The organism is Achromobacter sp. 2789STDY5608621 (assembly GCF_001299375.1).
Lineage (GTDB): Bacteria > Pseudomonadota > Gammaproteobacteria > Burkholderiales > Burkholderiaceae_B > Achromobacter > Achromobacter insuavis.
On the sequence record NZ_CYTU01000002.1, the window covers coordinates 38,885 to 61,454 of the forward strand.

Genomic DNA, 22,570 nt, shown 5'->3' on the forward strand with positions numbered 1-22,570 from the left:
CAGGATCGCAACATGTTTACGACTCGCCCGGAAATCCTCGGCACCTTCGGTGTCGTGACCTCCACCCATTGGCTGGCCAGCTCGGCCGGCATGTCGCTGCTGGAGCGCGGCGGCAACGCATTCGACGCCTGTGTCGCCTCGGCCTTCGTGCTGCAGGTGGTCGAGCCCCACCTGGTCGGCCCGGCCGGCGAAGTGCCGGCGGTGTTCTACTCGGCCCGCACCGGCCGCGTCGAAGTGCTGTGTGGCCAGGGCACCACCCCGGCCGCCGCCACGCTCGAGCGCTACCGCGCCGAAGGCCTCAAGCTGATTCCCGGCAACGGCCTGCTGGCCACTGTCATTCCCGGCGCCTTCGACGCCTGGATGCAATTGCTGCGCGACCACGGCACGATGCGCGTGCGCGACGTGCTGGAACCTGCCATCTACTACGCCGAGCACGGCCACGCGCTGATGCCGCGCATCTCCAACACCATCGCCGGCCTGAAGGACTTCTTCCAGGCCCACTGGCCCACCACCGCGCAGGTCTACCTGCCTGGCGGCAACGTGCCCGAGGCCCGCAAGCTGTTCCGCAACCCGGCGCTGGCCGCCACCTGGACCCGCGTGTTGCAGGCCGCCGAACAGGCCGGCGGCGACCGCGAACGCCAGATCGAGGCGGCCCGCGACGCCTTCTACCGTGGCTTCGTCGCCGAGGCGATCGACAAGTTCGCGCGCGGCAACGAGGTCATGGACGAAAGCGGCGAACGCCATCGCGGCGTGATCACCGCCGACGACCTGGCCGGCTGGTCCGCCAGCTACGACCAGCCCGCCACCTATGACTACCACGGCTACACCGTGGCCAAGGCGGGCGCCTGGAGCCAGGGGCCGGTGTTCCTGCAGACCCTGGCGCTGCTCAAGGACATGGACCTGGCCGGCGTCGGCCCGACCAGCGCCGAGTTCGTGCACCGCGTCACCGAGGCCATGAAGCTGGCCTTCGCCGACCGCGAGGCCTACTACGGCGATCCCGCCTTCGTCGACGTGCCGCTGGCCCAGCTGCTGTCCGACGAGTACAACGACGCGCGCCGCGCCCTCATCGGCGAACAGGCCTCGCAGGACCTGCGGCCCGGCCAGATCCCCGGTTTCGAGGCGCAGGTGGCGCGGGTGATGGACACGCTGCAGCGCCTGTCCAAGGTCTCGGCCCCCGGCAGCGCGACCAACGAGCCGACGATGGCCGACATGCGCGCCTCGGTCAAGCGCGGCGACACCACCCACGTGGACGTCATCGACCGCTGGGGCAACATGATCTCGGCCACGCCGTCGGGCGGCTGGTTCCAGTCCTCGCCGGTGATCCCGGAACTGGGTTTCGGCCTGAACACCCGCGCCCAGATGTTCTGGCTGGAAGAGGGCCTGCCGGGCACGCTGGCGCCGGGCAAGCGTCCGCGCACCACGCTGACGCCGTCGCTGGCGCTGCGCGAGGGCCGGCCCTACCTGGCGTTCGGCACGCCGGGCGGCGACCAGCAGGAGCAATGGCAGCTGCTGTTCTTCCTGCGTCACGCGCACCATGGCCTGAACCTGCAGGAAGCCATCGACCTGCCGATGTCGCACACCATGCACTTCCCCTCGTCGTTCTACCCGCGCGACCGCAAGCCGGGCCATCTGGCGGTGGAAAGCGGCTTCGGCGCCGAGACCATCGCCGCCCTGCGCGCCCGCGGCCACCAGATCGAGGAGGTGCCGCAATGGTCGGTCGGCCGCCTGACCGCGGCCTCGCGCGACGCCGACGGCCTGCTGCACGCGGCCGCCACGCCGCGCCTGATGCAGGCTTACGCGGTCGGCCGGTGAGCCGCGTGCCGGCGCGCCCGCGAGGCGCGCGCCGGCACGGTTGCGACGATTTGCCGGCATGGGCTATCTTTTGCCCATGACGCCTATCCAGCAGAGCCCGGCGACAGGGGCTCGTCCCCTGACGGGACACGAACCTCTCTTCATCGTCCTGAACACCGGCTCCGGGCGCGGCGACGCGCAAGCGCTGCAGGACATCATCCGCCGCGTACTCGACGAAGCGGGCCGGCGCTACCAGTTGATGCCGGTCGACGACCCGTCGCGCCTGACCGCCACCGCCCGCGACGCCGTGGCGCAGGCGCGCCAGGCGGACGGCATCGTGGTCGCCGCGGGCGGCGACGGCACCCTCAACGCCGTCGCCAGCCAGGTGCTGGGGCAGGGCGTGCCCTTCGGCATCCTGCCGCAAGGCACCTTCAATTACTTCGGCCGCCGCTACGGCATTTCGCAGGACACCGAAGCGGCGCTGCGCGGCCTGCTCGGCGGCGAGCTGCGGCCGGTGCAGGTCGGCCTGCTCAACGGCCGCCTGTTCCTGGTGAACGCCAGCCTCGGCCTGTATCCCCAGTTGCTGGAAGATCGCGAAGCCTACAAGCAGCGCTTCGGCCGCAGCCGCCTGGTGGCGTTGTGGTCCGGACTGGTGACCCTGCTGCGCGCGCCGCGCCAGCTCGGCCTGCGCCTGGAATACGAAGGCCGGGTGCGCGACCTGCGCGCGCCGACGCTGGTGGTGGGCAACAACCGCCTGCAGCTGGAACACATCGGCATCGACCCGACCGAACTGGACCGCAACCGCCTGGTGGCCATGGCGACCCGGCCGGTCGGCACGCTGGCGCTGTATGGCCTGTTGCTGCGCGGGCTGTTCAGCCGCCTGGGCGATGCCGAACACGTCGTCAATTTTGCTTTTGACCGCCTGGCGGTGTCCATCCGCGGACGCCGCCGGGTCAAGGTCGCCATGGATGGAGAGATTTCCTGGATGGATGCCCCGCTGGAATTCAAGGTGTCCGAAACGCCGCTGCCGTTGGTCGTGCCGGTCGATGCGCCGGACGGAGCGCGCCCATGACCCGCATCCTGCAATTCTCCGACACGCATTTCGGCACCGAGCGCAAGCCGGTGGTCGAGGCCGCCCTGGACCTGGCCCGCGCGCTGGCGCCGGACTTGGTGGTGATCAGCGGCGACATCACCCAGCGCGCCCGGCGCGGCCAGTTCGCCGCCGCCCGCAAGTTCATCGAGCGCTTGTCGCTGCCCGTGCTGGCGGTGCCGGGCAACCACGACATCCCCCTGTTCAATCTTTTCGCGCGCGCGCTCAATCCCTACGGCAACTACAAGCGCGCGCTCGGCGCCGTGCTGGAGCCGATCTACGAGACGCCGGGCCTGCTGGCCATCGGCGTCAACACCACGCGGCCCCGGCGGCGCAAGGACGGCGAGATTTCCGACGCGCAGATCGCGCGGGTGGCGCAGCGCCTGCGCCAGGCCAGGCCGGGCCAGTTGCGCGTGGTGGTGGCGCACCATCCGGTGCGCGCCAAGGTGGAATCCGACCGATTCAACCTGCTGATCGGCCGCGAACGGGCGCTGTCGGCCTGGGGCCAGGCCGGCGTCGACCTGATCCTGGGCGGCCACATCCACCTGCCCTATGTCCTGCCCGCCAGCGCCAATCCGGCGGTGGCGGCCGGCTGGGTGGTGCAGGCCGGCACCACGTGCTCGCGCCGGGTGCGCGGCAACATTCCCAATTCGGTCAACGTGATCACCTGCGAAGCGGACGGCGACACGCGGGTCTGCCATGTCGAGCGGTGGGACTATGCCGCCGCCACCCACGCCTTCGCGCCGGTCGACAAGACCCTGGTCGCCGGCTAGCAGTGACGGGGCCATCATGAAGGGGGCGCGATGATCGATGCCGATGCGGCCTGGGTGGCCTCCCATGCGTTGCTCCTGTTCACGCTCTTGCCGCTCGCCGCCGCCGCCATGGCGGTGGCGCTGGCACGCGCCCATGCACGGGCCGCGCCGGCCCTGCGCATGGCCGGCTGGACCGGGGCGGTGGCGTTGTCGGCCGCGGCGTTCCTGGCGCTGGCCGCGGCCGTGAGCCGGCCCGGCGTCGTGGTCGAGTTCGACAGCGCCCTGGCGGGCGCCCTCAGCATGTCGCTGGGGGATTCCGTGCTGTGGCTGCTGTCGTGGTTCACCACGCTCGGCGACCGGATGTTCCTCACGGTCCTCGCCGTCCTGGCGACCGCCGCGCTGCTGTGGCGGCGGCAGTGGCGGCTGGCGGCGTTCTATGCGGTGGCCACCGCTGGTGGCGGCCTGCTCAACCGGATGCTCAAGCTGGGTTTCGAGCGCGTGCGGCCCGAGCATGACCATGGATTCGCCACCGCGCTGGGCTGGAGCTTTCCGAGCGGCCATGCCTCGGCCGCCATGGCGGTGTACGGCGGGGCCTGCTACCTGGCCTGGCGCCTGGCGCCGGTTTCCTGGCGGCTGCCCGGCGTGGCGCTGGCGGCGGGGCTGGTGATGGCGATCGGCCTGAGCCGCGTGCTGCTGCAGGTGCACTTCGCCAGCGACGTGGCGGCTGGCTTCGCCATCACCTTCGTCTGGCTGTCGCTATGCGTGGCGGCCACCGAAGGCCTGGCGGGTTCAGCGCGGCGCGATCAAGGCGTTCAATAGCCGCGCGCCCGGCTCGCCCGCGCCCGCCGGCCGCAGCGGCGCGCAGGCATAACGGCCGCCGGCGCTGGCGATGGCCTGGTCCAGGCGCCGCGCGCGCTCGGGCGGCGGCGGCTCCAGATCCACGATCAGCTTGCCGGCCACCGGCGCGCTGACCTCGCCATCGCTGAACCGTTCCAGCGTGCGGTCGATCTCGCGCTCGCGCGGCAGGGCCAGCACGATGGTGTCGGACTCCGCCAGCGCCTCGCGCGCCGAGGTCGCCAGCGTGGCGCTGCCGCGGAAGTCCTCGCAACGGTCCGGATCGATGTCGTAGACGGTCAGGGCGATATCGGGTTCGGCCGCCAGCAGGCGGCGCGCCGCCTGGGTGCCGGTGTGGCCCATCCCGACGATGCTGATGCGCAGGCTCATGATTTGGGTACCGACCAGGTGCTGACGATGTGCGCCAGCGGCTCAGCGGCGCCGGCGGCGGTCAGGATGACCTCGCCGGCGGACAGGCGGCCGACCTTCAGCAACCGGGCGTCGGCGTGGATCGCGCCGGCCGGGCTCTTGCGCAGGAAATTGATGGTCAGGCTGGCGGTTACCGCGTGGGCCTGGCCCGTGGCGCCGACCACCGCGGCGTACATCGCCAGGTCGGCCAGCCCCATCAGCATCGGCCCGGCGACGATGCCGCCGAGCCGCTGATGGCTGTCGCGCGCGGGCAGGACGGCCAGGGCGGTGCCGCGGCCGATCCGCTCCACCTCGATCCCCAACAGCAGGGAAAACGGATGCTGCTCGGCCAGCAGCAGCCGGAAGTCGGCCAGGCTGATCAGCGACGCATCGGCGTCGTCGCGGGGCAGGGGGGAGGGCGTCATCGTTGTTCCAGCGCGAGGCAATAGTGATCCAGCAGGACATCGGCCTGCTGGCCCAGGGATTTCAGGCGGCGGGTGTGCAGCAGCAGCAACAGCCCGATCAGATAGGTAAAGACGTTCATCTGCTCGACCTGCACCGCCTCGGGCGGCCAGGACTTGGTCCGGGCCAGGGCCTGGCCCAGCACGTCGACGCACAGCCGCAGGCGCTGGTTCAGCCGCTCGTCCATGTCGCGGCCCAGGCCGCGCGGCCCCAGCCCCTGGAACAGGTACAGCCCCAGCGAGAAATCGGTTGGACGCTCGGCGTAGTAGCCGAAGAACGCCTGGATCGCCTGGCGGGCCGCCGCCGCGGGGCTGCCGCCCGACGTGGCGCTCAAGAGGTGGGTGTGCAGGCGCTGCAGCGATTCGTCCAGCAGGGCGCCGTACAGGACTTCCTTGCCCGCGAACCAGGGGTAGATCGCGCCCGTGGTGCAGCCGGCTTCCTTGGCGATGGCGCGCAGCGTGGTCTTTTCCAGGCCGTCGCGCTCGAAGACGCGCTGGGCGGCGTCCAGGATCATCTGGCGGCGCAGGGCGCTCAGGCGTTCATTGCGGTCGGCGCGCTGGGTGGGCGTGGGCATGGGCGGGGATCAGGACCATTGCATTGTTCCGAAATAATATCGGCGGTTTATTTAAATAACAATGTTATCGAAACTGACGGATGCCGGCTTGGCGAGCGTCCCCGGCGGTCGCCGCGAAAATGCGCCCAACCGGCCTGCGGGGAGTGCGGAAGGAGTCTGAAAGAAAGATCGTGGCGATTCGTTGTTTATTGGGGCCAGGGCTGAAAGTCGCATGAATACGTGGTGATTTGAAAAATGCAGGGTTAGCCCTAGTGAGATTGGTCTGATGTTGCAATATCCCAACAGGGCTGTCGCAAACCTGCACTTTTCTGGTGTCGACCATAGCCAGCCCCCCTGATTTTTGATGCAATAGCGTCAACTTCCCTTCGCGGAGTTAGGGGGGCGGCAGGCTGGTTTGCTGGATTGCTGCTCTTGTCACTCAAATCAACGGAGATTTCTTAAATGAAAAAGACTCTGCTCGCTGCCGCCCTGCTCGCCGGTTTCGCCGGTGTCGCCCAGGCAGAAACGTCTGTCACCCTGTACGGCATCATCGACACGGGTATCGGCTACAACAAGATCAGCGGTGCTGGCGATGCCAAGAACGGCAGCAAGATCGGCATGATCAACGGCGTCCAGAACGGTTCGCGCTGGGGTCTGCGTGGCTCGGAAGATCTGGGTGACGGCCTGCGCGCTGTTTTCCAACTGGAATCGGGTTTCGACTCGGGTAACGGCAAGTCGGGCCAAAACGGCCGTCTGTTCGGCCGTCAAGCCACCGTCGGTCTGGCCAGCGACGCCTGGGGTCAACTGGACTTCGGTCGCCAAACCAACATCGCGTCGAAGTACTTCGGCTCGATCGATCCGTTCGGCGCCGGCTTCAACGTCGCCAACATCGGTACCGGCATGAGCGCTGCCAACACGCAACGCTACGACAACATGGTCATGTACCAAACCCCGTCGTTCAGCGGCTTCCAGTTCGGCGTTGGCTACTCGTTCAGCGCCGATGACGGCAATGCTGACGGTTCGACCAAGGCTGATCCGGCTCGCGTTGGCTTCAAGACCGCCGACAACGTCCGCGCCATCACGACCGGCCTGCGTTACGTCAACGGCCCCCTGAACGTCGCTCTGTCGTACGACCAGCTGAACGCTTCGCACAACCAAGCCCAAGGCGAAGTCGACGCGACGCCCCGTTCGTACATGATCGGCGGTTCGTATGACTTCGAAGTGGTCAAGCTGGCCCTGGCCTACGCTCGCACCACCGACGGCTGGTTCGCCACGTCCAACCCGGCTGGCGCTTCGGGCTCGATTACCGTTGACGGTACGTCGCGCAAGCTCGGCTTCGGCACCAACCAGTTCGCTGATGGCTTCAAGGCCAACTCGTACCTGCTGGGTCTGTCGGCTCCGATCGGCGGCGCTTCGAGCCTGTTCGGTTCGTGGCAGCGCGTTGACCCGTCGAACAACAAGCTGACTGGCGACGATGCCACGATGAACGTGTTCTCGGCCGGCTACACCTACGACCTGTCCAAGCGTACCAACCTGTACGCCTACGGTTCGTACTCGAAGAACTACGCGTTCAACGACGGCGTCAAGGCGACCGCTGTTGGCGTGGGCCTGCGTCACCGCTTCTAATCGAAAGCAGGGCGTAAGTCCTGCCTAGATTCTTAGTGCATGAGCGGGCTTCGGCCCGCTCATATGAAACCACCCTTCGGGGTGGTTTTTTGTTTGCGGTCAGTCTGTTTTTACGGTAATTCGCGACCGCTGTGCGGGCGTTTTGCCCTGCCGGCGCGACATATCGGCGCGCGTGGCGGTAAGCTTGCGTGTCCCCCCTTGAATACTGCGATTGTTCCACTGGAGAAATGCAGTCTTTCACCCGCTGTTCACGCTACAGAGTTCAGCCGGAAGTAACCGCGCGAATGCTACAATCCTAAGGTTTGCGCATTTGACGGACGCCTGAATGAACCTGCAACAGTATTTCCCCGTCCTGCTGTTTATCGTAGTGGCCACCCTTATCGGGTTCGCGCTTCTGACGGCCGGCTCCCTCCTTGGCCCGCGGCGTCCCTACGCCGAGAAGCTATCCCCCTATGAGTGCGGCTTCGAAGCGTTCGAAGACGCGCGCATGAAGTTTGACGTGCGCTACTACCTGGTGGCGATTCTGTTCATTCTTTTCGACCTGGAAATCGCGTTCCTGTTCCCGTGGGCCATCGCCCAAGGTACGGTCGGGCTCGTCGGCTTCTGGACGGTCATGGTTTTCCTCGCCGTGTTGACCGTCGGCTTCATCTACGAATGGAAAAAGGGCGCGCTGGACTGGGAATAACCCGCCGGGTTATTTCATCACCGCACGCTATCAGAGACGAATATGGCTATAGACGGCATTCTCAAGCAAGGGTTCATCACAACCAGCGCCGACAAGTTCCTTAACTGGGCGAAAACCGGCTCCATGTGGCCCATGACCTTCGGCCTGGCCTGTTGCGCGGTCGAGATGATGCACGCGGGCGCGGCCCGCTACGACCTGGACCAGTTCGGCATCATCTTCCGCCCCAGCCCGCGCCAGTCCGATCTGATGATCGTCGCCGGCACGCTGTGCAACAAGATGGCGCCGGCGCTGCGCAAGGTCTACGACCAGATGCCCGAACCGCGTTGGGTGGTCTCCATGGGCTCCTGTGCCAATGGTGGCGGTTACTACCACTACTCGTATTCCGTGGTGCGCGGCTGCGATCGCATCGTACCGGTAGACGTCTACGTGCCGGGCTGCCCGCCCACGGCCGAGGCGCTGGTCTACGGCTTGCTGCAGATGCAGAACAAGATCCGTCTGACCAACACGATTGCGCGCTGAGTTTGCGCTCCGGTCCGCGGCCGCCGCAAACGCCGCCGCAGGACCCCGCGAAACAGCGTATCGGTTCACCTAAGCGTACAAGATGATGACCAGGCTCGAAACCCTGAAAAACAATTTGCAGACCACCCTCGGCGCGGACATCGCGCTGACCGAGGCGCTGGGCGAGCTGACGCTCGAAGTGCCCGCGGAGCAGTGGTTCTCCGTCTGCAACAAGCTGCGCACCGAAGCCGGCCTGCGCTTCGAAATCTGTATCGACCTCTGTGGCGTCGATTACCTGACCTGGGGCAACGGCACGCGCCAGCTGCCCGAGGAAACCAACGCCAAGGTGCACCGCGCGCGTTTCGCCGTGGTCGCGCACCTGCTGTCGGTCGAGAACAACTGGCGCCTGCGCGTGCGCACCTGGGCGCCGGACGACGAGTTCCCGATGGTCGCGTCGCTGATGGAATGCTGGCCGGCCGTGGGCTGGTTCGAACGCGAGGCGTTCGACCTGTACGGCATCGTCTTCGAAGGCCACCCGGACCTGCGCCGCATCCTGACCGATTACGGCTTCATCGGCCACCCGTTCCGCAAGGACTTCCCGCTTTCCGGCACCGTCGAAATGCGCTACGACCCGGAACAGAAGCGCGTCATTTACCAGCCCGTCACGATCGACCCGCGCGAGATCACGCCGCGCGTGGTGCGCGAAGACACCTACGGCTTGGGACGTTGAATCATGGCAGAAATCAAGAACTACACGCTCAACTTCGGCCCGCAGCACCCGGCCGCCCACGGCGTGCTGCGCCTGGTGCTCGAGCTGGACGGCGAAGTCATCCAGCGCGCCGACCCGCACATCGGCCTGCTGCACCGCGCCACTGAAAAGCTGGCCGAGCACAAGACCTACATCCAGGCGCTGCCCTACATGGACCGCCTGGACTACGTGTCCATGATGTGCAACGAGCACGCCTACGTCATGGCCATCGAGAAGTTGCTGGGCGTCGAAGCCCCGCTGCGAGCGCAGTACATCCGCGTGATGTTCGACGAGATCACGCGTCTCCTGAACCACCTGATGTCGCTCGGTTCGCACGCGCTGGACGTGGGCGCCATGGCGGTGTTCCTGTACGCCTTCCGTGAGCGCGAAGACCTGATGGACTGCTACGAAGCGGTCTCGGGCGCGCGCATGCACGCGGCCTACTACCGTCCGGGCGGCGTCTACCGCGACCTGCCGGACACCATGCCGCAGTACGGCGACACCAGCAAATACCGCGGCGAGAAGGAAATGCGCGTCATGAACGACGCGCGTTCGGGCTCGCTGCTGGACTTCATCGAAGACTTCACCAACCGCTTCCCCGCGTGCGTCGACGAGTACGAAACCCTGCTCACCGACAACCGCATCTGGAAGCAGCGTCTGGTCGGCATCGGCGTGGTCGATCCCGAACGCGCCAAGGCGCTGGGCTTCACCGGCCCGATGCTGCGCGGCTCGGGCGTGGCCTGGGACCTGCGCAAGATGCAGCCCTACGAAGTCTACGACCTGCTCGATTTCGACATCCCCGTCGGCGTCAACGGCGACTGCTACGACCGCTACCTGGTCCGCATCGCCGAAATGCGCGAGAGCAACCGCATCATCCGCCAGTGCGTGGAATGGCTGCGCAACAACCCGGGCCCGGTCATGATCGAGAACCACAAGATCGCCCCGCCCAAGCGCACCGCCATGAAGACCAACATGGAAGAGCTGATTCACCACTTCAAGCTCTTCACCGAAGGTTTCCACGTGCCTCCGGGCGAAGCGTTCGCCTCGGTGGAACACCCGAAGGGCGAGTTCGGCATCTACCTGGTGTCGGACGGCGCCAACAAGCCGTACCGCCTGAAGATTCGGGCGCCCGGCTTCGTCCACCTGCAATCGCTGGACGAAATGTCGCGCGGTCACATGATCGCCGACGCCGTCACCATCATTGGTACGCAGGACATCGTTTTCGGCGAGATCGATCGCTGATCCGCCCAGAGACAGTCACGAGCACGCCCGCTTAACCCGGATTCAAACTATGCTGCTTTCCGAACAGGCCTACCAGAAAATCGACCGAGAACTCGCCAAGTTCCCGGCCGACCAGCGGCAGTCCGCCATCATGGCCTCTCTTGCGATCGCGCAAGAAGAGAAGGGCTGGTTGGCTACCGACATCATCGAAGATGTGGCCAACTACATCGGCGTTCCGCCCATCGCGGTGCAGGAAGTCGCCACCTTCTACAACATGTTCGACGTCAAGCCCGTCGGCAAGACCAAGATCGCGGTCTGCACCAACCTGCCCTGTGCCTTGCGCGACGGCGAACGTGCCGGCGACTACCTCAAGCGCAAGCTGGGCGTGGACTATCGCGAGACCACCGCCGACGGCCAGTTCACCCTGGTCGAGGGCGAGTGCATGGGCGCCTGCGGCGATTCCCCCGTGCTGATCGTGAACAACAAGCATATGTGCGTGCGCATGACCGAAGAGAAGCTGGACGCGCTGGTCGCGACCCTCAAGGCGCAAGGAGAGTCGGCATGAACGCGCCGGACATCTACAAGCAGTTCGCGCAGGGCCTGGAGCCCAACCCGCTGAACGACCTGTCCAATTCGATGTGCCTGCACGGCCGCCACATCAAGCCGCAGATCATGGCCGACGTCGACGGCGCCAACTGGCGCCTGGCCGACTACGTCAAGCGCGGCGGCTACGAAGCCCTGCGCAAGATCCTCACCACCGGCATGAAGCCGGAAGACGTGATCGCCGAAGTCAAGGCGTCGGGCCTGCGCGGCCGTGGCGGCGCGGGCTTCCCGACCGGCCTGAAGTGGAGCTTCATGCCGCGCGCCTTCCCGGGCCAGAAGTACCTCGTCTGCAACTCGGACGAAGGCGAACCCGGCACGTTCAAGGATCGCGACATCCTGCGCTTCAATCCGCACATCGTGATCGAAGGCATGGCGATTGCCGCCTACGCGATGGGCATCAGCGTCGGCTACAACTACATCCACGGTGAAATCTTCGAAGTCTACGAGCGCTTCGAAGAGGCCCTGGAAGAGGCGCGCGCCGCCGGCTTCCTGGGCGACAAGATCCTGGGTTCGGAATACAACTTCCAGCTGCACGCATTCCACGGCTACGGCGCCTACATCTGTGGCGAGGAAACCGCGCTGCTGGAATCGCTGGAAGGCAAGAAGGGCCAGCCGCGCTTCAAGCCGCCGTTCCCGGCCAGCTTCGGCCTGTACGGCAAGCCCACCACGATCAACAACACCGAAACCTTCGCGGCGGTGCCCTGGATCATCCGCAACAGCGGCCAGGCCTACCTCGAAGTCGGCAAGCCCAACAACGGCGGCACCAAGCTGTTCTCGATCACCGGCGACGTCGAGCGTCCCGGCAACTACGAGATCCCGCTGGGCACCCCGTTCTCGACCCTGCTGGAACTGGCGGGCGGCATGCGCGGCGGCAAGAAGCTCAAGGCCGTGATCCCCGGCGGCTCGAGCGCCCCGGTGCTGCCGGCCGACATCATGATGGAAACCACGATGGACTACGACGCCATCGCCAAGGCGGGTTCCATGCTGGGTTCGGGCGCCGTGATCGTCATGGACGAGACGCGCTGCATGGTCAAGTCGCTGCTGCGCCTGTCGTATTTCTATTTCGAGGAAAGCTGCGGCCAGTGCACGCCGTGCCGCGAAGGCACCGGCTGGCTGTACCGCATGGTGCACCGCATCGAAAACGGCCACGGCCGTCCGGAAGATCTGGACATGCTGGACAACGTGGCGGGCAACATCATGGGCCGCACCATCTGCGCCCTGGGTGACGCCGCCGCCATGCCCGTGCGTGGCTTCCTCAAGCATTTTCGCGACGAATTCGCGCACCACATCGAGCACAAGTCGTGTGTGGTTCCGCAATATCTGTAGGTCTCAGGAACAGCAATGGTTGAACTAACCGTCGACGGCAATACGGTAGAAGTGCCCGAGGGCAGCATGGTGATGCATGCGGCCCAGAAAGTCGGGCTTTACGTGCCGCATTTCTGCTACCACAAGAAACTGTCCATCGCGGCCAACTGCCGCATGTGCCTGGTCGAAGTGGAAAAGGCGCCCAAGGCGCTGCCCGCCTGCGCCACCCCCGTGACGAACGGCATGGTCGTGCACACCTGCTCCGAGAAGGCTCGCGCCGCTCAGAAGTCGGTGATGGAATTCTTGCTCATCAATCACCCGCTCGACTGCCCGATCTGCGATCAGGGCGGCGAATGCCAGCTGCAGGACCTGGCCGTGGGCTACGGCGGCTCTTCCTCGCGTTACCAGGAAGAAAAGCGCGTGGTGTTCCACAAGGACCTGGGTCCGCTGGTTTCCGCCGAGGAAATGAGCCGCTGCATCCACTGCACCCGCTGCGTGCGCTTCGGCCAGGAAATCGCCGGCGTCATGGAACTGGGCATGCTGGGCCGTGGCGAGCACTCCGAGATCACCTCGTTCGTGGGCCGCTCGATCGAGTCCGAGCTCTCGGGCAACATGATCGACATCTGTCCGGTGGGCGCGCTGACCTCCAAGCCCTTCCGCTACAGCGCCCGCACCTGGGAACTGGCCCGTCGCCGTTCGGTCAGCCCGCACGACAGCCTGGGCGCCAACCTGGTGGTCCAGGTCAAGGGCGACCGCGTCATGCGCGTGGTGCCGTTCGAAGACGAAGCCGTCAACGAATGCTGGATCAGCGACCGCGACCGCTTCTCGTACGAAGGCCTGAACAGCGAAGACCGCCTGTCCGCCCCGATGATCAAGGGCGCCGACGGCAAGTGGCAGGAAGCCTCCTGGGCCGACGCCCTGGCCGCCGTGGCCCAAGGCCTGTCGCGCGTGCGTGACAGCTTCGGCGCCGGCCAGATCGGCGCCCTGGCGTCCGAATACGCCACCACCGAGGAATACGCGCTGCTGGGCCGCCTGGTCCGCGCGCTGGGTTCCGAGAACATCGACTTCCGTCTGCGCCAGACCGATGCCGCCTTCGACGCCGCCCTGACCGGCGCGCCGTGGCTGGGCATGCCGATCGCCGAACTCGACAACCTGGACCGCGTCCTGGTGGTCGGCTCGTTCCTGCGCAAGGATCACCCGCTGATGGCCCAGCGCCTGCGCCAGGCCGCCAAGCGCGGCACGCAGATCCTGATGGTCGACAGCGCCGCCGACGATCCCTTGATGCCGGTCGCCGGCCGCCTCACCGTGGCTCCGTCCGAGCTGCCGCGCGCCCTGGCCGAAGTGGCCGTGGCCCTGGCGCAAGCCAAGGAAGCCGCGGTGCCGGCCGAGTTCGCCTCGGTCACCCCGGGCGAGAACGCCAAGATCATCGCCGCCAGCCTGGCGTCGGGTTCCAACACCGCCGTGCTGATGGGCAACCTGGCCGTGGCCAGCGCCCAGGCCTCGACCCTGGCAGCCAACGGCCGCGCCGTGGCCGACCTGGCCGGCGGCAAGTTCGGCTTCCTGACCTCCGGCGGCAACACCGTCGGCGGTTACCTGGCCGGCGCCATCCCGGGCAAGGGCGGCAAGAACGCCGCCGCCATGCTGGCCGAGCCGCTCAAGGCCTACGTGGTGCTGCACGCCGAGCCGCTGCTGGATGCCGACAACGGCCAGCAAGCCATCGCCGCGCTGCGCGGCGCGCAATTCGCCGTGGCCCTGACGCCTTACCGTTCGGCCGCCGCCGAATGGGCCGACGTCATGCTGCCGGTGGCGCCGTTCACCGAAACCTCGGGCACGTTCGTCAACGCCCAGGGCCTGGCCCAGAGCTTCAAGGGCACGGTCGCGCCGTTCGGCCAGACCCGTCCGGCCTGGAAGGTCCTGCGCGTGCTGGGCAACGTCCTGCACCTGGCCGGCTTCGATGACGAAACCTCCGAGTCCGTGCGCGACACCGCGCTGGCCGGTGGCGTCGAAGGCCGCCTGTCCAACGACATCAAGGCGCCGCTGGGCCTGGGCCAGGCCCTGACCGGCCTGGAACGCGTCGCCGACGTGCCGATCTACCGTACCGACGCCATGGTGCGCCGCTCGGAGCCGCTGCAGGCCGCGCCGGCCTCGAAGCTGCCCGCCGCGCGCATGAACGGCAACACGCTGACCAGCCTCGGCCTGACCGCCGGCGTCAAGGTGCGCGTGACGGGCGGGCAGGGCGCTGTCGAGCTCGAAACCGTGCAGGATGACGCCGTGGCCGATCGCGCCGTGCGCATCGCCGCAGCCTTTGAAAATACCGCAGCCCTGGGTGGCGCATTTGGTCAACTCAGCGTGGAGCGTGCCTGATGGAATGGCTCAATGTTCTTGAAAGCCACGGCACGGCATTGCTGGGCCCGACGGTCTGGATGGTCCTCTGGACCCTCATCAAGATCGTGGTCATCGCCGTGCCCATCATCCTGTGCGTCGCCTACCTGACGTACTGGGAGCGCAAGATGATCGGCGCCATGCACGTGCGCATGGGTCCGAACCGCGTCGGTTTCAAGGGGCTGCTGCAGCCGTTCGCCGACGTGTTCAAGCTGCTGACCAAGGAAGTCGTGGTCCCCAGCCAGGCCAACAAGGTGCTGTTCATCGTGGCCCCCGTGGTCACGCTGATGCCGGCGCTGGCCGCCTGGGCGGTGGTGCCGTTCGGCCCGGACGTGGTCCTGGCCAACGTCAACGCCGGCCTGCTGTACATCATGGCCATCACGTCGATCGGCGTGTACGGCGTGATCGTCGCCGGCTGGGCCTCGAACTCGAAGTACGCGTTCCTGGGCGCGCTGCGCGCCTCGGCCCAGATGCTGTCGTATGAACTGGCCATCGGCTTCGTGCTGGTGACGGTGCTGCTGGTGTCCGGCAGCCTGAACATGTCCGAGATCGTGCATGTGCAGAACCGCGGCTGGTTCGCCGACAAGGGCCTGACGTTCCTGTCCTGGAACTGGCTGCCGCTCTTGCCGCTGTTCGTGATCTACGTGATCTCGGCCGTGGCCGAAACCAACCGCCACCCGTTCGACGTGGTGGAAGGCGAATCGGAAATCGTGGCCGGCCACATGGTCGAATACTCGGGCATGGCCTTCGCGCTGTTCTTCCTGGGCGAATACGCCAACATGATCCTGCTGTCGTGCATGGCGTCGATCATGTTCCTGGGCGGCTGGGCTTCGCCGATCGACATCGCGCCGCTGACCTGGATCCCGGGCTGGATCTGGCTCGGTCTCAAGACGTTCGTCGTGGTTTCGTTGTTCGTGTGGTTCCGTGCGTCGTTCCCGCGTTACCGCTACGACCAGATCATGCGTTTGGGTTGGAAGATCTTCATCCCGCTGACCGGCGTTTGGCTGGTCGTTGTGGCGATCTGGATGCAGACGCCCTGGAACATTTGGCGCTAAGCCGCCAGGCAGAGGCAGGATATGGAAGCGATCAAAGATTTCTTCGGCAGCTTGATGCTGGCCGAACTGCTCAAGGGCATGCGCCTGACGGGCAAGTATTTCTTCAAGCGCAAGGTCACCTTGCGCTACCCGCAGGAAAAGACGCCGACCTCGGCGCGTTTCCGCGGCCTGCACGCGCTGCGTCGCTACCCCAACGGGGAAGAGCGCTGCATCGCGTGCAAACTGTGTGAAGCCGTGTGCCCCGCGCTGGCCATCACCATCGAGTCGGACCAGCGTGACGACGGCACCCGCCGCACCACGCGCTACGACATCGACCTGACCAAGTGCATTTTCTGCGGCTTCTGTGAGGAAAGCTGCCCCGTGGACTCGATCGTGGAAACGCACATCCACGAATACCACGGTGAAAAGCGCGGCGACCTGTATTTCACCAAAGACATGCTGCTCGCCGTGGGCGACCGCTACGAAGCCGAAATCGCCCGCCGCCGGGCCGAAGACGCTCCCTACCGTTGAGCCCAGGGTCCTGATCCATGACTTTTACCACTGTCCTGTTTTACATACTGGCCGCCGTGCTGGTGATCGCGGCGTTCCGCGTGATCACCGCGCGCAGCCCGGTCACCGCCGTCCTGCACCTGATCCTGGCGTTCGCCAACGCGGCCATGCTGTGGATGCTGCTGGGCGCCGAGTTCCTCGCGCTGCTGCTGGTGCTGGTGTACGTGGGCGCCGTGATGGTGCTGTTCCTGTTCGTCGTCATGATGCTGGACATCCGCATGGATGCCCTGCGCCAAGGCATGAAGACCTACCTGCCGCTGGGCCTGGTGATCGGCCTGGTGATGGTGCTGGAAATGGCCTTCGTGCTGGGCTCGACCTGGTACGGCTCGGGCCCGCAAGCCCCGGTCGCCGGCGACTACAACAACGCCCGCGCGCTCGGTGAAGCGATGTACACGCACTACATCTACGCCATCGAAGTCGGCGCCGCGCTGCTGCTGGTCGGCATGGTCGCCGCCATCGCGCTGACCCTGCGCCGCCGCCGCGACGTGAAGTACAACGACCCGGTCGCCGCGGTTCGCGTGCGCTCGAAGGACCGTTTCCGCATGGTGAGCATGCCCGCCCAGAGCGAGCGCGCCCAGGCCCAGAACGGTACCGCCGCGCCCCAAGGAGAAAAACAATGACGCTGACGCTGGCCCATTATCTGATCCTGGGGGCGATCCTGTTCGCCATCGGGATCTTCGGCATCTTCCTGAACCGCCGCAACCTGATCATCCTGCTGATGTCCATCGAGCTGGTGCTCCTGGCCGTCAACATGAACTTCGTGGCGTTCTCCAGCTGGTTCGGCGACACCGCCGGCCAGGTGTTCGTGTTCTTCATCCTGACCGTGGCCGCCGCCGAGGCGGCGATCGGTCTGGCCATTCTGGTGCTGCTGTTCCGCAACCTGAACACGATCAACGTTGACGAACTCGATCGCCTGAAGGGCTGACGGGGTATTGGAAGAAAATGTCTAGCTCACCCAATCTCTACCTGCTCATCGCGCTGGCGCCGCTGGCCGGAGCAATCCTCGCGGGCCTTTTCGGCACCGGGTTCCTGGGCCGTCCGATCGGCCGCCGCGCCTCGCACGTCATCACCATCCTGGGCGTGCTCATCTCCGCCATCGGTTCGGTGGTGGTGCTGGGCGACGTGCTCAACGGCCTGCGCTTCGACGGCGCGGTCTACACCTGGAGCCTGATCGGCCAGACCAAGCTGGAAATCGGCTTCCTGATCGATCCGCTGTCGGCCATGATGATGGTCGTGGTGACCTCGGTGTCGCTGATGGTGCACATCTACACCATCGGCTACATGGCCGACGATCCCGGCTACCAGCGCTTCTTCTCGTACATCTCGCTGTTCACGTTCTCCATGCTGATGCTGGTGATGTCGAACAACATGGTGCAGCTGTTCTTCGGCTGGGAAGCGGTGGGCCTGGTCTCGTACCTGCTGATCGGTTTCTGGTACACCCGCCCGACCGCGATCTTCGCCAACATGAAGGCGTTCCTGATCAACCGCGTCGGCGACTTCGGTTTCGTCCTCGGCATCGGCCTGCTGTTCGCCTACGCCGGCACCATGCACTACGGTGAAGTGTTCGCCCAGGCCGACAAGCTGTCCAAGCTGACGCTGCCCGGTTCGGACTGGATGCTGCTGACCGTGGCCTGCATCTGCCTGTTCATCGGCGCCATGGGCAAGTCGGCGCAGGTGCCCCTGCACGCCTGGCTGCCCGACTCGATGGAAGGCCCGACCCCGATCTCCGCGCTGATCCACGCCGCCACCATGGTGACGGCCGGCATCTTCATGGTCGCGCGTTTCTCGCCGCTGTTCGAGCTGTCGGACACCGCGCTGTCGTTCATCATCGTGATCGGCGCCATCGGCGCGCTGTTCCTGGGCATCCTGGGCATCATCCAGAACGATATCAAGCGCGTGGTGGCGTATTCGACGCTGTCGCAGCTGGGCTACATGACCGTCGCGCTGGGCGCCTCGGCCTACTCGGTGGCGATCTTCCACCTGATGACGCACGCGTTCTTCAAGGCGCTGCTGTTCCTGGGCGCGGGCTCGGTCATCATCGGCATGCACCACGACCAGGACATCCGCAACATGGGCGGCCTGCGCAAGTACATGCCCATCACCTGGATCACCTTCCTCTTGGGCACGCTGGCCCTGGTCGGCACGCCGTTCTTCTCGGGTTTCTACTCGAAGGAACACATCATCGAGGCCGCCGGCGCCGCCCACGTCTGGGGCGCCAGCTTCGCCTACTACGCCACGCTGATCGGCGTGTTCGTGACCTCGCTGTACTCGTTCCGCGTGTACTTCCTGGTCTTCCACGGCAAGGAACGCTTCGACACCAGCGACCACGGTCATGGCCACGGCCACGACGCGCATGGCCATGACGACCACGGCCACGACGCGCATGGCCATGACGACCACGGTCACGACGACCATGGCCACGGCCACCACGGCGGCAAGCCGCACGAGTCGCCCTGGGTCGTGACCCTGCCGCTGATCCTGCTGGCGATCCCGTCGGTGCTGATCGGCGCCTGGGCGGTGGATCCGATGCTGTTCGGCAAGTTCTTCAACGGCGTGATCACGGTGCTGCCGCAGCATCCCGCCATGCACGAGCTGCACGAAGAGTGGCACGGCTGGGTCGCCTTCGGCCTGCACGCCTTCCAGACCCTGCCGTTCTGGCTGGTCGTGGCCGGCGCGGTCATCGCCTGGTACTGCTACCTGATCAACCCGAAGGTCCCGGCCGCGATCAAGTCGAGCCTGTCGGCCGTCAACAAGGTGCTTGAGAACAAGTACTACGTCGACTGGGTCAACGAGCAGATCATCGCCCGCGGCCTGCGCTGCCTGGGCCGTGGCCTGTGGCAGACCGGCGACCGCGGCATCATCGACGGCTTCCTGATCAACGGCAGCGCCCGCGTGGTGGGCTGGGTGTCGGCGATCAGCCGCCACCTGCAGTCCGGCTTCATCTATCACTACGCGTTCGCGATGATCATCGGCATCATGGCGCTGGTGACTTTCTTTGTGCTGATTCCCCAATGATGGCAAGCGAGATGGCATCCAACACTTTCCCCTGGCTCACGCTTGCGATCTTTGTCCCGATCGTATTCGGCCTGCTGGTGCTGGCGGTGGGCCGTGACGACCGTCCCGGTCTGACGCGCGGCCTGTCGCTGGTCGGCTCGATCGCCGGCTTCCTCGTCACGATCCCGCTGTACACCGGGTTCGACTCCAAGACGGCTGCCATGCAGTTCGTCGAGAAGACCTCCTGGATCGAAGCCTTCAACGTCAACTACCACCTGGGCGTCGACGGCATTTCGCTGTGGTTCGTGCTCCTGACCGCGTTCATCACCATCATCGTGGTGCTGGCCGGCTGGGAAGTCATCACCAGCCGCGTGTCCCAGTACATGGCCGCCTTCCTGATCCTGTCGGGTCTGATGGTCGGCGTGTTCTGCGCGCTGGACGGCATGCTGTTCTACGTGTTCTTCGAAGCCACGCTGATCCCGATGTACATCATCATCGGCGTCTGGGGCGGACCGAACCGGGTCTACGCGGCCTTCAAGTTCTTCCTCTACACCCTGATGGGCTCGCTGCTGACGCTGGTCGCGTTCGTCTACCTGTGGCACGCCTCGGGCGGTTCGTTCGACATCCTGACCTGGCAGCAGACCAAGCTGGGCTACACCCCGCAGATCCTGATCTTCGTGGCGCTGCTGGCGGCCTTCGCCGTCAAGGTGCCGATGTGGCCGGTGCACACCTGGCTGCCGGACGCCCACGTCGAGGCGCCCACGGGCGGCTCCATCGTGCTGGCCGCGATCATGCTGAAGCTGGGCGCCTACGGCTTCCTGCGCTTCTCGCTGCCGATCGCGCCCGACGCCTCGCACAGCCTGGCCGGCCTGATGATCACGCTGTCGCTGATCGCCGTGATCTACATCGGCCTGGTCGCGATCGTGCAGGACGACATGAAAAAGCTGGTGGCCTATTCGTCGGTCGCCCACATGGGCTTCGTCACCCTGGGTTTCTTCATCTTCAACACGGCCGGCGTCGAAGGCGCCATCGTGCAGATGATCTCCCACGGCTTCGTCTCGGGCGCCATGTTCATGTGTATCGGCGTGCTCTATGACCGCATGCACTCGCGCCGCATCGCCGACTACGGCGGCGTGGTCAACGTGATGCCGCGCTTCGCCACGTTCTTCATCCTGTTCTCGATGGCCAACAGCGGCCTGCCGGCCACCAGCGGTTTCGTCGGCGAGTTCATGGTGATCATGGGCGCGGTCGAGCACAACTTCTGGATCGGCCTGCTGGCGGCCACCGCGCTGATCCTGGGCGCTTCGTATTCGCTGTGGATGGTCAAGCGCGTGGTCCTGGGCGACATCGCCAACGACCACGTCCGCGAACTGACCGATATCAACCGCCGCGAATTCGTGATTCTTGGCGTGATGGCGATCGCCGTGCTGTACATGGGGATCTATCCCAAGCCCTTCACCGACGTGATGCACGTGTCGGTCGAGGCCCTGCTGCAACACGTTGCCGTCTCGAAACTGTAAGACAAGACAATGATGCAATCCCAAATCGATTTCGCCCTGGCGACACCGGAAATCCTCCTGCTGGTTTTCGGCCTGGCTATCCTGCTCGTCGACGCGGTCAGCAATCACCCCGAGCGCAAGCCGACGTTCCTGCTGACCATGCTTGCGCTGGGCGTGCTGACCGTGGTGTCGGTGCTGCAGTGGAAGAACGGCGTCACGGGTTCGACCTTCAACGGCCTGTACGTCACCGACGAACTGTCGCACCTGCTCAAGATCGCCTCGTACATCGCGGTGGCGGTCACGCTGGTCTACGGCCGCGTCTACGCCCAGCTGCGCGACATGATGCGCGGCGGCGAACTGTACGTGCTGACGCTGTTCGCCCTGCTGGGCCAGATGGTGATGATCTCGTCGGGCAACCTGATCTCGATCTACCTGGGCCTGGAACTGATGTCGCTGGCGCTGTACGCGCTGATCGCGCTGCGTCGCGACAACGTCGTCGCCACCGAAGCCGCCATGAAGTACTTCGTGCTGGGCGCGCTGGCCTCGGGCTTCCTGCTGTACGGCATGTCGATGGTCTACGGCGCCACCGGTCACCTCGACCTGGCTGAAGTCTCCAAGGTCATCGCCGCCGGCAAGGCCGAGAAGCTGGCCCTGGTGTTCGGTATCGTGTTCCTGGTCTCGGGCCTGGCGTTCAAGCTCGGCGCCGTGCCGTTCCACATGTGGGTGCCGGACGTCTACCAGGGTTCGCCGACCGCGGTCACGCTGATCCTGGGCGGCGCGCCCAAGCTGGCGGCCTTCGCCATCACGCTGCGCCTGCTGGTCGACGGCCTGCACGGCCTGGCGGCCGACTGGCAGCCGATGCTGATGATCCTGGCGGTGCTGTCGCTGGCCATCGGCAACCTGACCGCCATCGCGCAGACCAACTTCAAGCGCATGCTGGCCTACTCGACCATCTCGCACATGGGCTTCGTGCTGCTGGGCCTGATGTCGGGCTCGGTGGTCGGCAAGCCGGAACTGGCCTCGTCCGCCTACGGCGCGTCGCTGTTCTACATGCTGACCTACGTGCTGACCACGCTGGCCAGCTTCGGCATCGTGCTGCTGCTGTCGCGCCAGGGTTTCGAGTGCGAGCACATCGACGACCTGAAGGGCCTGAACCGTCGCAGCCCGTGGCATGCCGCCATCGTGCTGCTGCTGATGTTCTCGCTGGCCGGCATCCCGCCGCTGGTGGGCTTCTACGCCAAGCTGGCGGTGCTGCAGGCGCTGGTCAGCGCCGGTCACGTCACGCTGGCCGTGATCGCGGTGCTGTTCTCGCTGATCGGCGCGTTCTACTACCTGCGCGTGGTCAAGGTCGTGTACTTCGACGAGCCGGCGGCCGATGCCGCCCCGATGTCGGCCACCTGCGGCCAGCGCGGCGTGCTGTCGGTCAACGGCCTGCTGATCCTGGTGCTGGGCCTGTTGCCCGGCGGCCTGATGGCCCTGTGCGTGCAGGCCATCCGCAGCTCGCTCAGCCTGTAA

22 protein-coding genes are annotated in these 22,570 nt (G+C 65.9%); 19 read left to right on the plus strand and 3 right to left on the minus strand.

Translation table 11 applies throughout. The features are described 5' to 3' along the window. Window positions 1-12: 12 nt before the first annotated feature. The 4 genes from AOZ53_RS02645 (at window position 13) to AOZ53_RS02660 (ending at window position 4,452) form a co-directional block, all read left to right on the plus strand. Window positions 13-1,812: a gamma-glutamyltransferase family protein gene (locus tag AOZ53_RS02645; RefSeq protein WP_054429661.1), complete on the plus strand. Its 1,800-nt coding sequence runs from the start codon at window positions 13-15 to the stop codon at window positions 1,810-1,812. 76 nt (window positions 1,813-1,888) lie between these two features. Then, the gene (locus tag AOZ53_RS02650; RefSeq protein WP_054429660.1) at window positions 1,889-2,863 is read left to right on the plus strand and encodes a diacylglycerol/lipid kinase family protein; all 975 of its coding nucleotides are present in this window, start codon (window positions 1,889-1,891) and stop codon (window positions 2,861-2,863) included. Then, on the plus strand, window positions 2,860-3,654 hold the full coding sequence (locus tag AOZ53_RS02655) for a metallophosphoesterase family protein (protein WP_054429659.1): 795 nt from the start codon (window positions 2,860-2,862) through the stop codon (window positions 3,652-3,654). Before AOZ53_RS02650 ends, AOZ53_RS02655 begins: the two co-directional genes overlap by 4 nt. Before the next feature lie 30 nt (window positions 3,655-3,684). Further along, window positions 3,685-4,452: a phosphatase PAP2 family protein gene (locus tag AOZ53_RS02660; RefSeq protein WP_054486780.1), complete on the plus strand. Its 768-nt coding sequence runs from the start codon at window positions 3,685-3,687 to the stop codon at window positions 4,450-4,452. Here AOZ53_RS02660 and AOZ53_RS02665 read toward each other — a convergent pair. The 3 genes from AOZ53_RS02665 to AOZ53_RS02675 are packed head-to-tail and all read right to left on the minus strand — an operon-like array spanning window position 4,423 to window position 5,911. Then, window positions 4,423-4,857, minus strand: a complete 435-nt coding sequence (locus AOZ53_RS02665) for an NAD(P)-binding domain-containing protein (RefSeq protein WP_054429657.1) — start codon at window positions 4,855-4,857, stop codon at window positions 4,423-4,425. The genes AOZ53_RS02660 and AOZ53_RS02665 overlap by 30 nt on opposite strands. Continuing rightward, entirely contained in the window at window positions 4,854-5,300 is a 447-nt protein-coding gene (locus AOZ53_RS02670; protein ID WP_054429656.1) for a PaaI family thioesterase, read from the minus strand. Before AOZ53_RS02670 ends, AOZ53_RS02665 begins: the two co-directional genes overlap by 4 nt. Further along, window positions 5,297-5,911, minus strand: coding sequence for a TetR/AcrR family transcriptional regulator (locus AOZ53_RS02675; protein WP_054486782.1), 615 nt, complete (start codon window positions 5,909-5,911; stop codon window positions 5,297-5,299). The genes AOZ53_RS02670 and AOZ53_RS02675 overlap by 4 nt, the downstream gene beginning before the upstream one ends. Before the next feature lie 441 nt (window positions 5,912-6,352). Here AOZ53_RS02675 and AOZ53_RS02680 point away from each other — a divergent pair, with 441 nt between their 5' ends. The 15 genes from AOZ53_RS02680 (at window position 6,353) to nuoN (ending at window position 22,570) form a co-directional block, all read left to right on the plus strand. Continuing rightward, the gene (locus AOZ53_RS02680) at window positions 6,353-7,516 is read left to right on the plus strand and encodes a porin (RefSeq protein WP_054429654.1); all 1,164 of its coding nucleotides are present in this window, start codon (window positions 6,353-6,355) and stop codon (window positions 7,514-7,516) included. 325 nt (window positions 7,517-7,841) lie between these two features. Beyond that, a complete protein-coding gene (locus AOZ53_RS02685; RefSeq protein WP_006217959.1) occupies window positions 7,842-8,201 on the plus strand; it encodes an NADH-quinone oxidoreductase subunit A in 360 nt (119 codons plus the stop codon). Window positions 8,202-8,243: 42 nt separating this feature from the next. Continuing rightward, entirely contained in the window at window positions 8,244-8,720 is a 477-nt protein-coding gene (locus AOZ53_RS02690) for a NuoB/complex I 20 kDa subunit family protein (RefSeq protein ID WP_006217960.1), read from the plus strand. 82 nt (window positions 8,721-8,802) lie between these two features. Beyond that, on the plus strand, window positions 8,803-9,429 hold the full coding sequence (locus tag AOZ53_RS02695; protein WP_049072038.1) for an NADH-quinone oxidoreductase subunit C: 627 nt from the start codon (window positions 8,803-8,805) through the stop codon (window positions 9,427-9,429). 3 nt (window positions 9,430-9,432) lie between these two features. Next, window positions 9,433-10,689, plus strand: coding sequence for an NADH-quinone oxidoreductase subunit D (locus AOZ53_RS02700; RefSeq protein ID WP_054429653.1), 1,257 nt, complete (start codon window positions 9,433-9,435; stop codon window positions 10,687-10,689). A 49-nt stretch (window positions 10,690-10,738) separates the two neighbouring features. Next, window positions 10,739-11,233: an NADH-quinone oxidoreductase subunit NuoE gene (nuoE, locus tag AOZ53_RS02705; RefSeq protein ID WP_006393404.1), complete on the plus strand. Its 495-nt coding sequence runs from the start codon at window positions 10,739-10,741 to the stop codon at window positions 11,231-11,233. After that, entirely contained in the window at window positions 11,230-12,597 is a 1,368-nt protein-coding gene (nuoF, locus tag AOZ53_RS02710; protein WP_054429652.1) for an NADH-quinone oxidoreductase subunit NuoF, read from the plus strand. Before nuoE ends, nuoF begins: the two co-directional genes overlap by 4 nt. Before the next feature lie 15 nt (window positions 12,598-12,612). After that, on the plus strand, window positions 12,613-14,940 hold the full coding sequence (gene nuoG / locus AOZ53_RS02715) for an NADH-quinone oxidoreductase subunit NuoG (protein ID WP_054429651.1): 2,328 nt from the start codon (window positions 12,613-12,615) through the stop codon (window positions 14,938-14,940). After that, window positions 14,940-16,013 (plus strand): NADH-quinone oxidoreductase subunit NuoH, encoded by a 1,074-nt coding sequence (nuoH, locus tag AOZ53_RS02720; RefSeq protein ID WP_054429650.1) that lies wholly within the window; start codon window positions 14,940-14,942, stop codon window positions 16,011-16,013. Before nuoG ends, nuoH begins: the two co-directional genes overlap by 1 nt. A gap of 21 nt (window positions 16,014-16,034) precedes the next feature. After that, the gene (gene nuoI, locus AOZ53_RS02725; protein ID WP_006389216.1) at window positions 16,035-16,523 is read left to right on the plus strand and encodes an NADH-quinone oxidoreductase subunit NuoI; all 489 of its coding nucleotides are present in this window, start codon (window positions 16,035-16,037) and stop codon (window positions 16,521-16,523) included. 17 nt (window positions 16,524-16,540) lie between these two features. After that, window positions 16,541-17,182, plus strand: coding sequence for an NADH-quinone oxidoreductase subunit J (locus AOZ53_RS02730; protein ID WP_054429649.1), 642 nt, complete (start codon window positions 16,541-16,543; stop codon window positions 17,180-17,182). Further along, entirely contained in the window at window positions 17,179-17,487 is a 309-nt protein-coding gene (gene nuoK, locus AOZ53_RS02735; RefSeq protein ID WP_006217969.1) for an NADH-quinone oxidoreductase subunit NuoK, read from the plus strand. The genes AOZ53_RS02730 and nuoK overlap by 4 nt, the downstream gene beginning before the upstream one ends. A gap of 17 nt (window positions 17,488-17,504) precedes the next feature. Beyond that, window positions 17,505-19,577, plus strand: a complete 2,073-nt coding sequence (gene nuoL / locus AOZ53_RS02740) for an NADH-quinone oxidoreductase subunit L (RefSeq protein WP_054486784.1) — start codon at window positions 17,505-17,507, stop codon at window positions 19,575-19,577. Then, on the plus strand, window positions 19,574-21,076 hold the full coding sequence (locus AOZ53_RS02745; RefSeq protein ID WP_054429648.1) for an NADH-quinone oxidoreductase subunit M: 1,503 nt from the start codon (window positions 19,574-19,576) through the stop codon (window positions 21,074-21,076). Before nuoL ends, AOZ53_RS02745 begins: the two co-directional genes overlap by 4 nt. Window positions 21,077-21,085: 9 nt before the next feature. After that, window positions 21,086-22,570 carry an NADH-quinone oxidoreductase subunit NuoN gene (gene nuoN, locus AOZ53_RS02750; RefSeq protein WP_054429647.1) on the plus strand — a complete coding sequence of 495 codons (1,485 nt, stop codon included), beginning with the start codon at window positions 21,086-21,088 and terminating at the stop codon, window positions 22,568-22,570.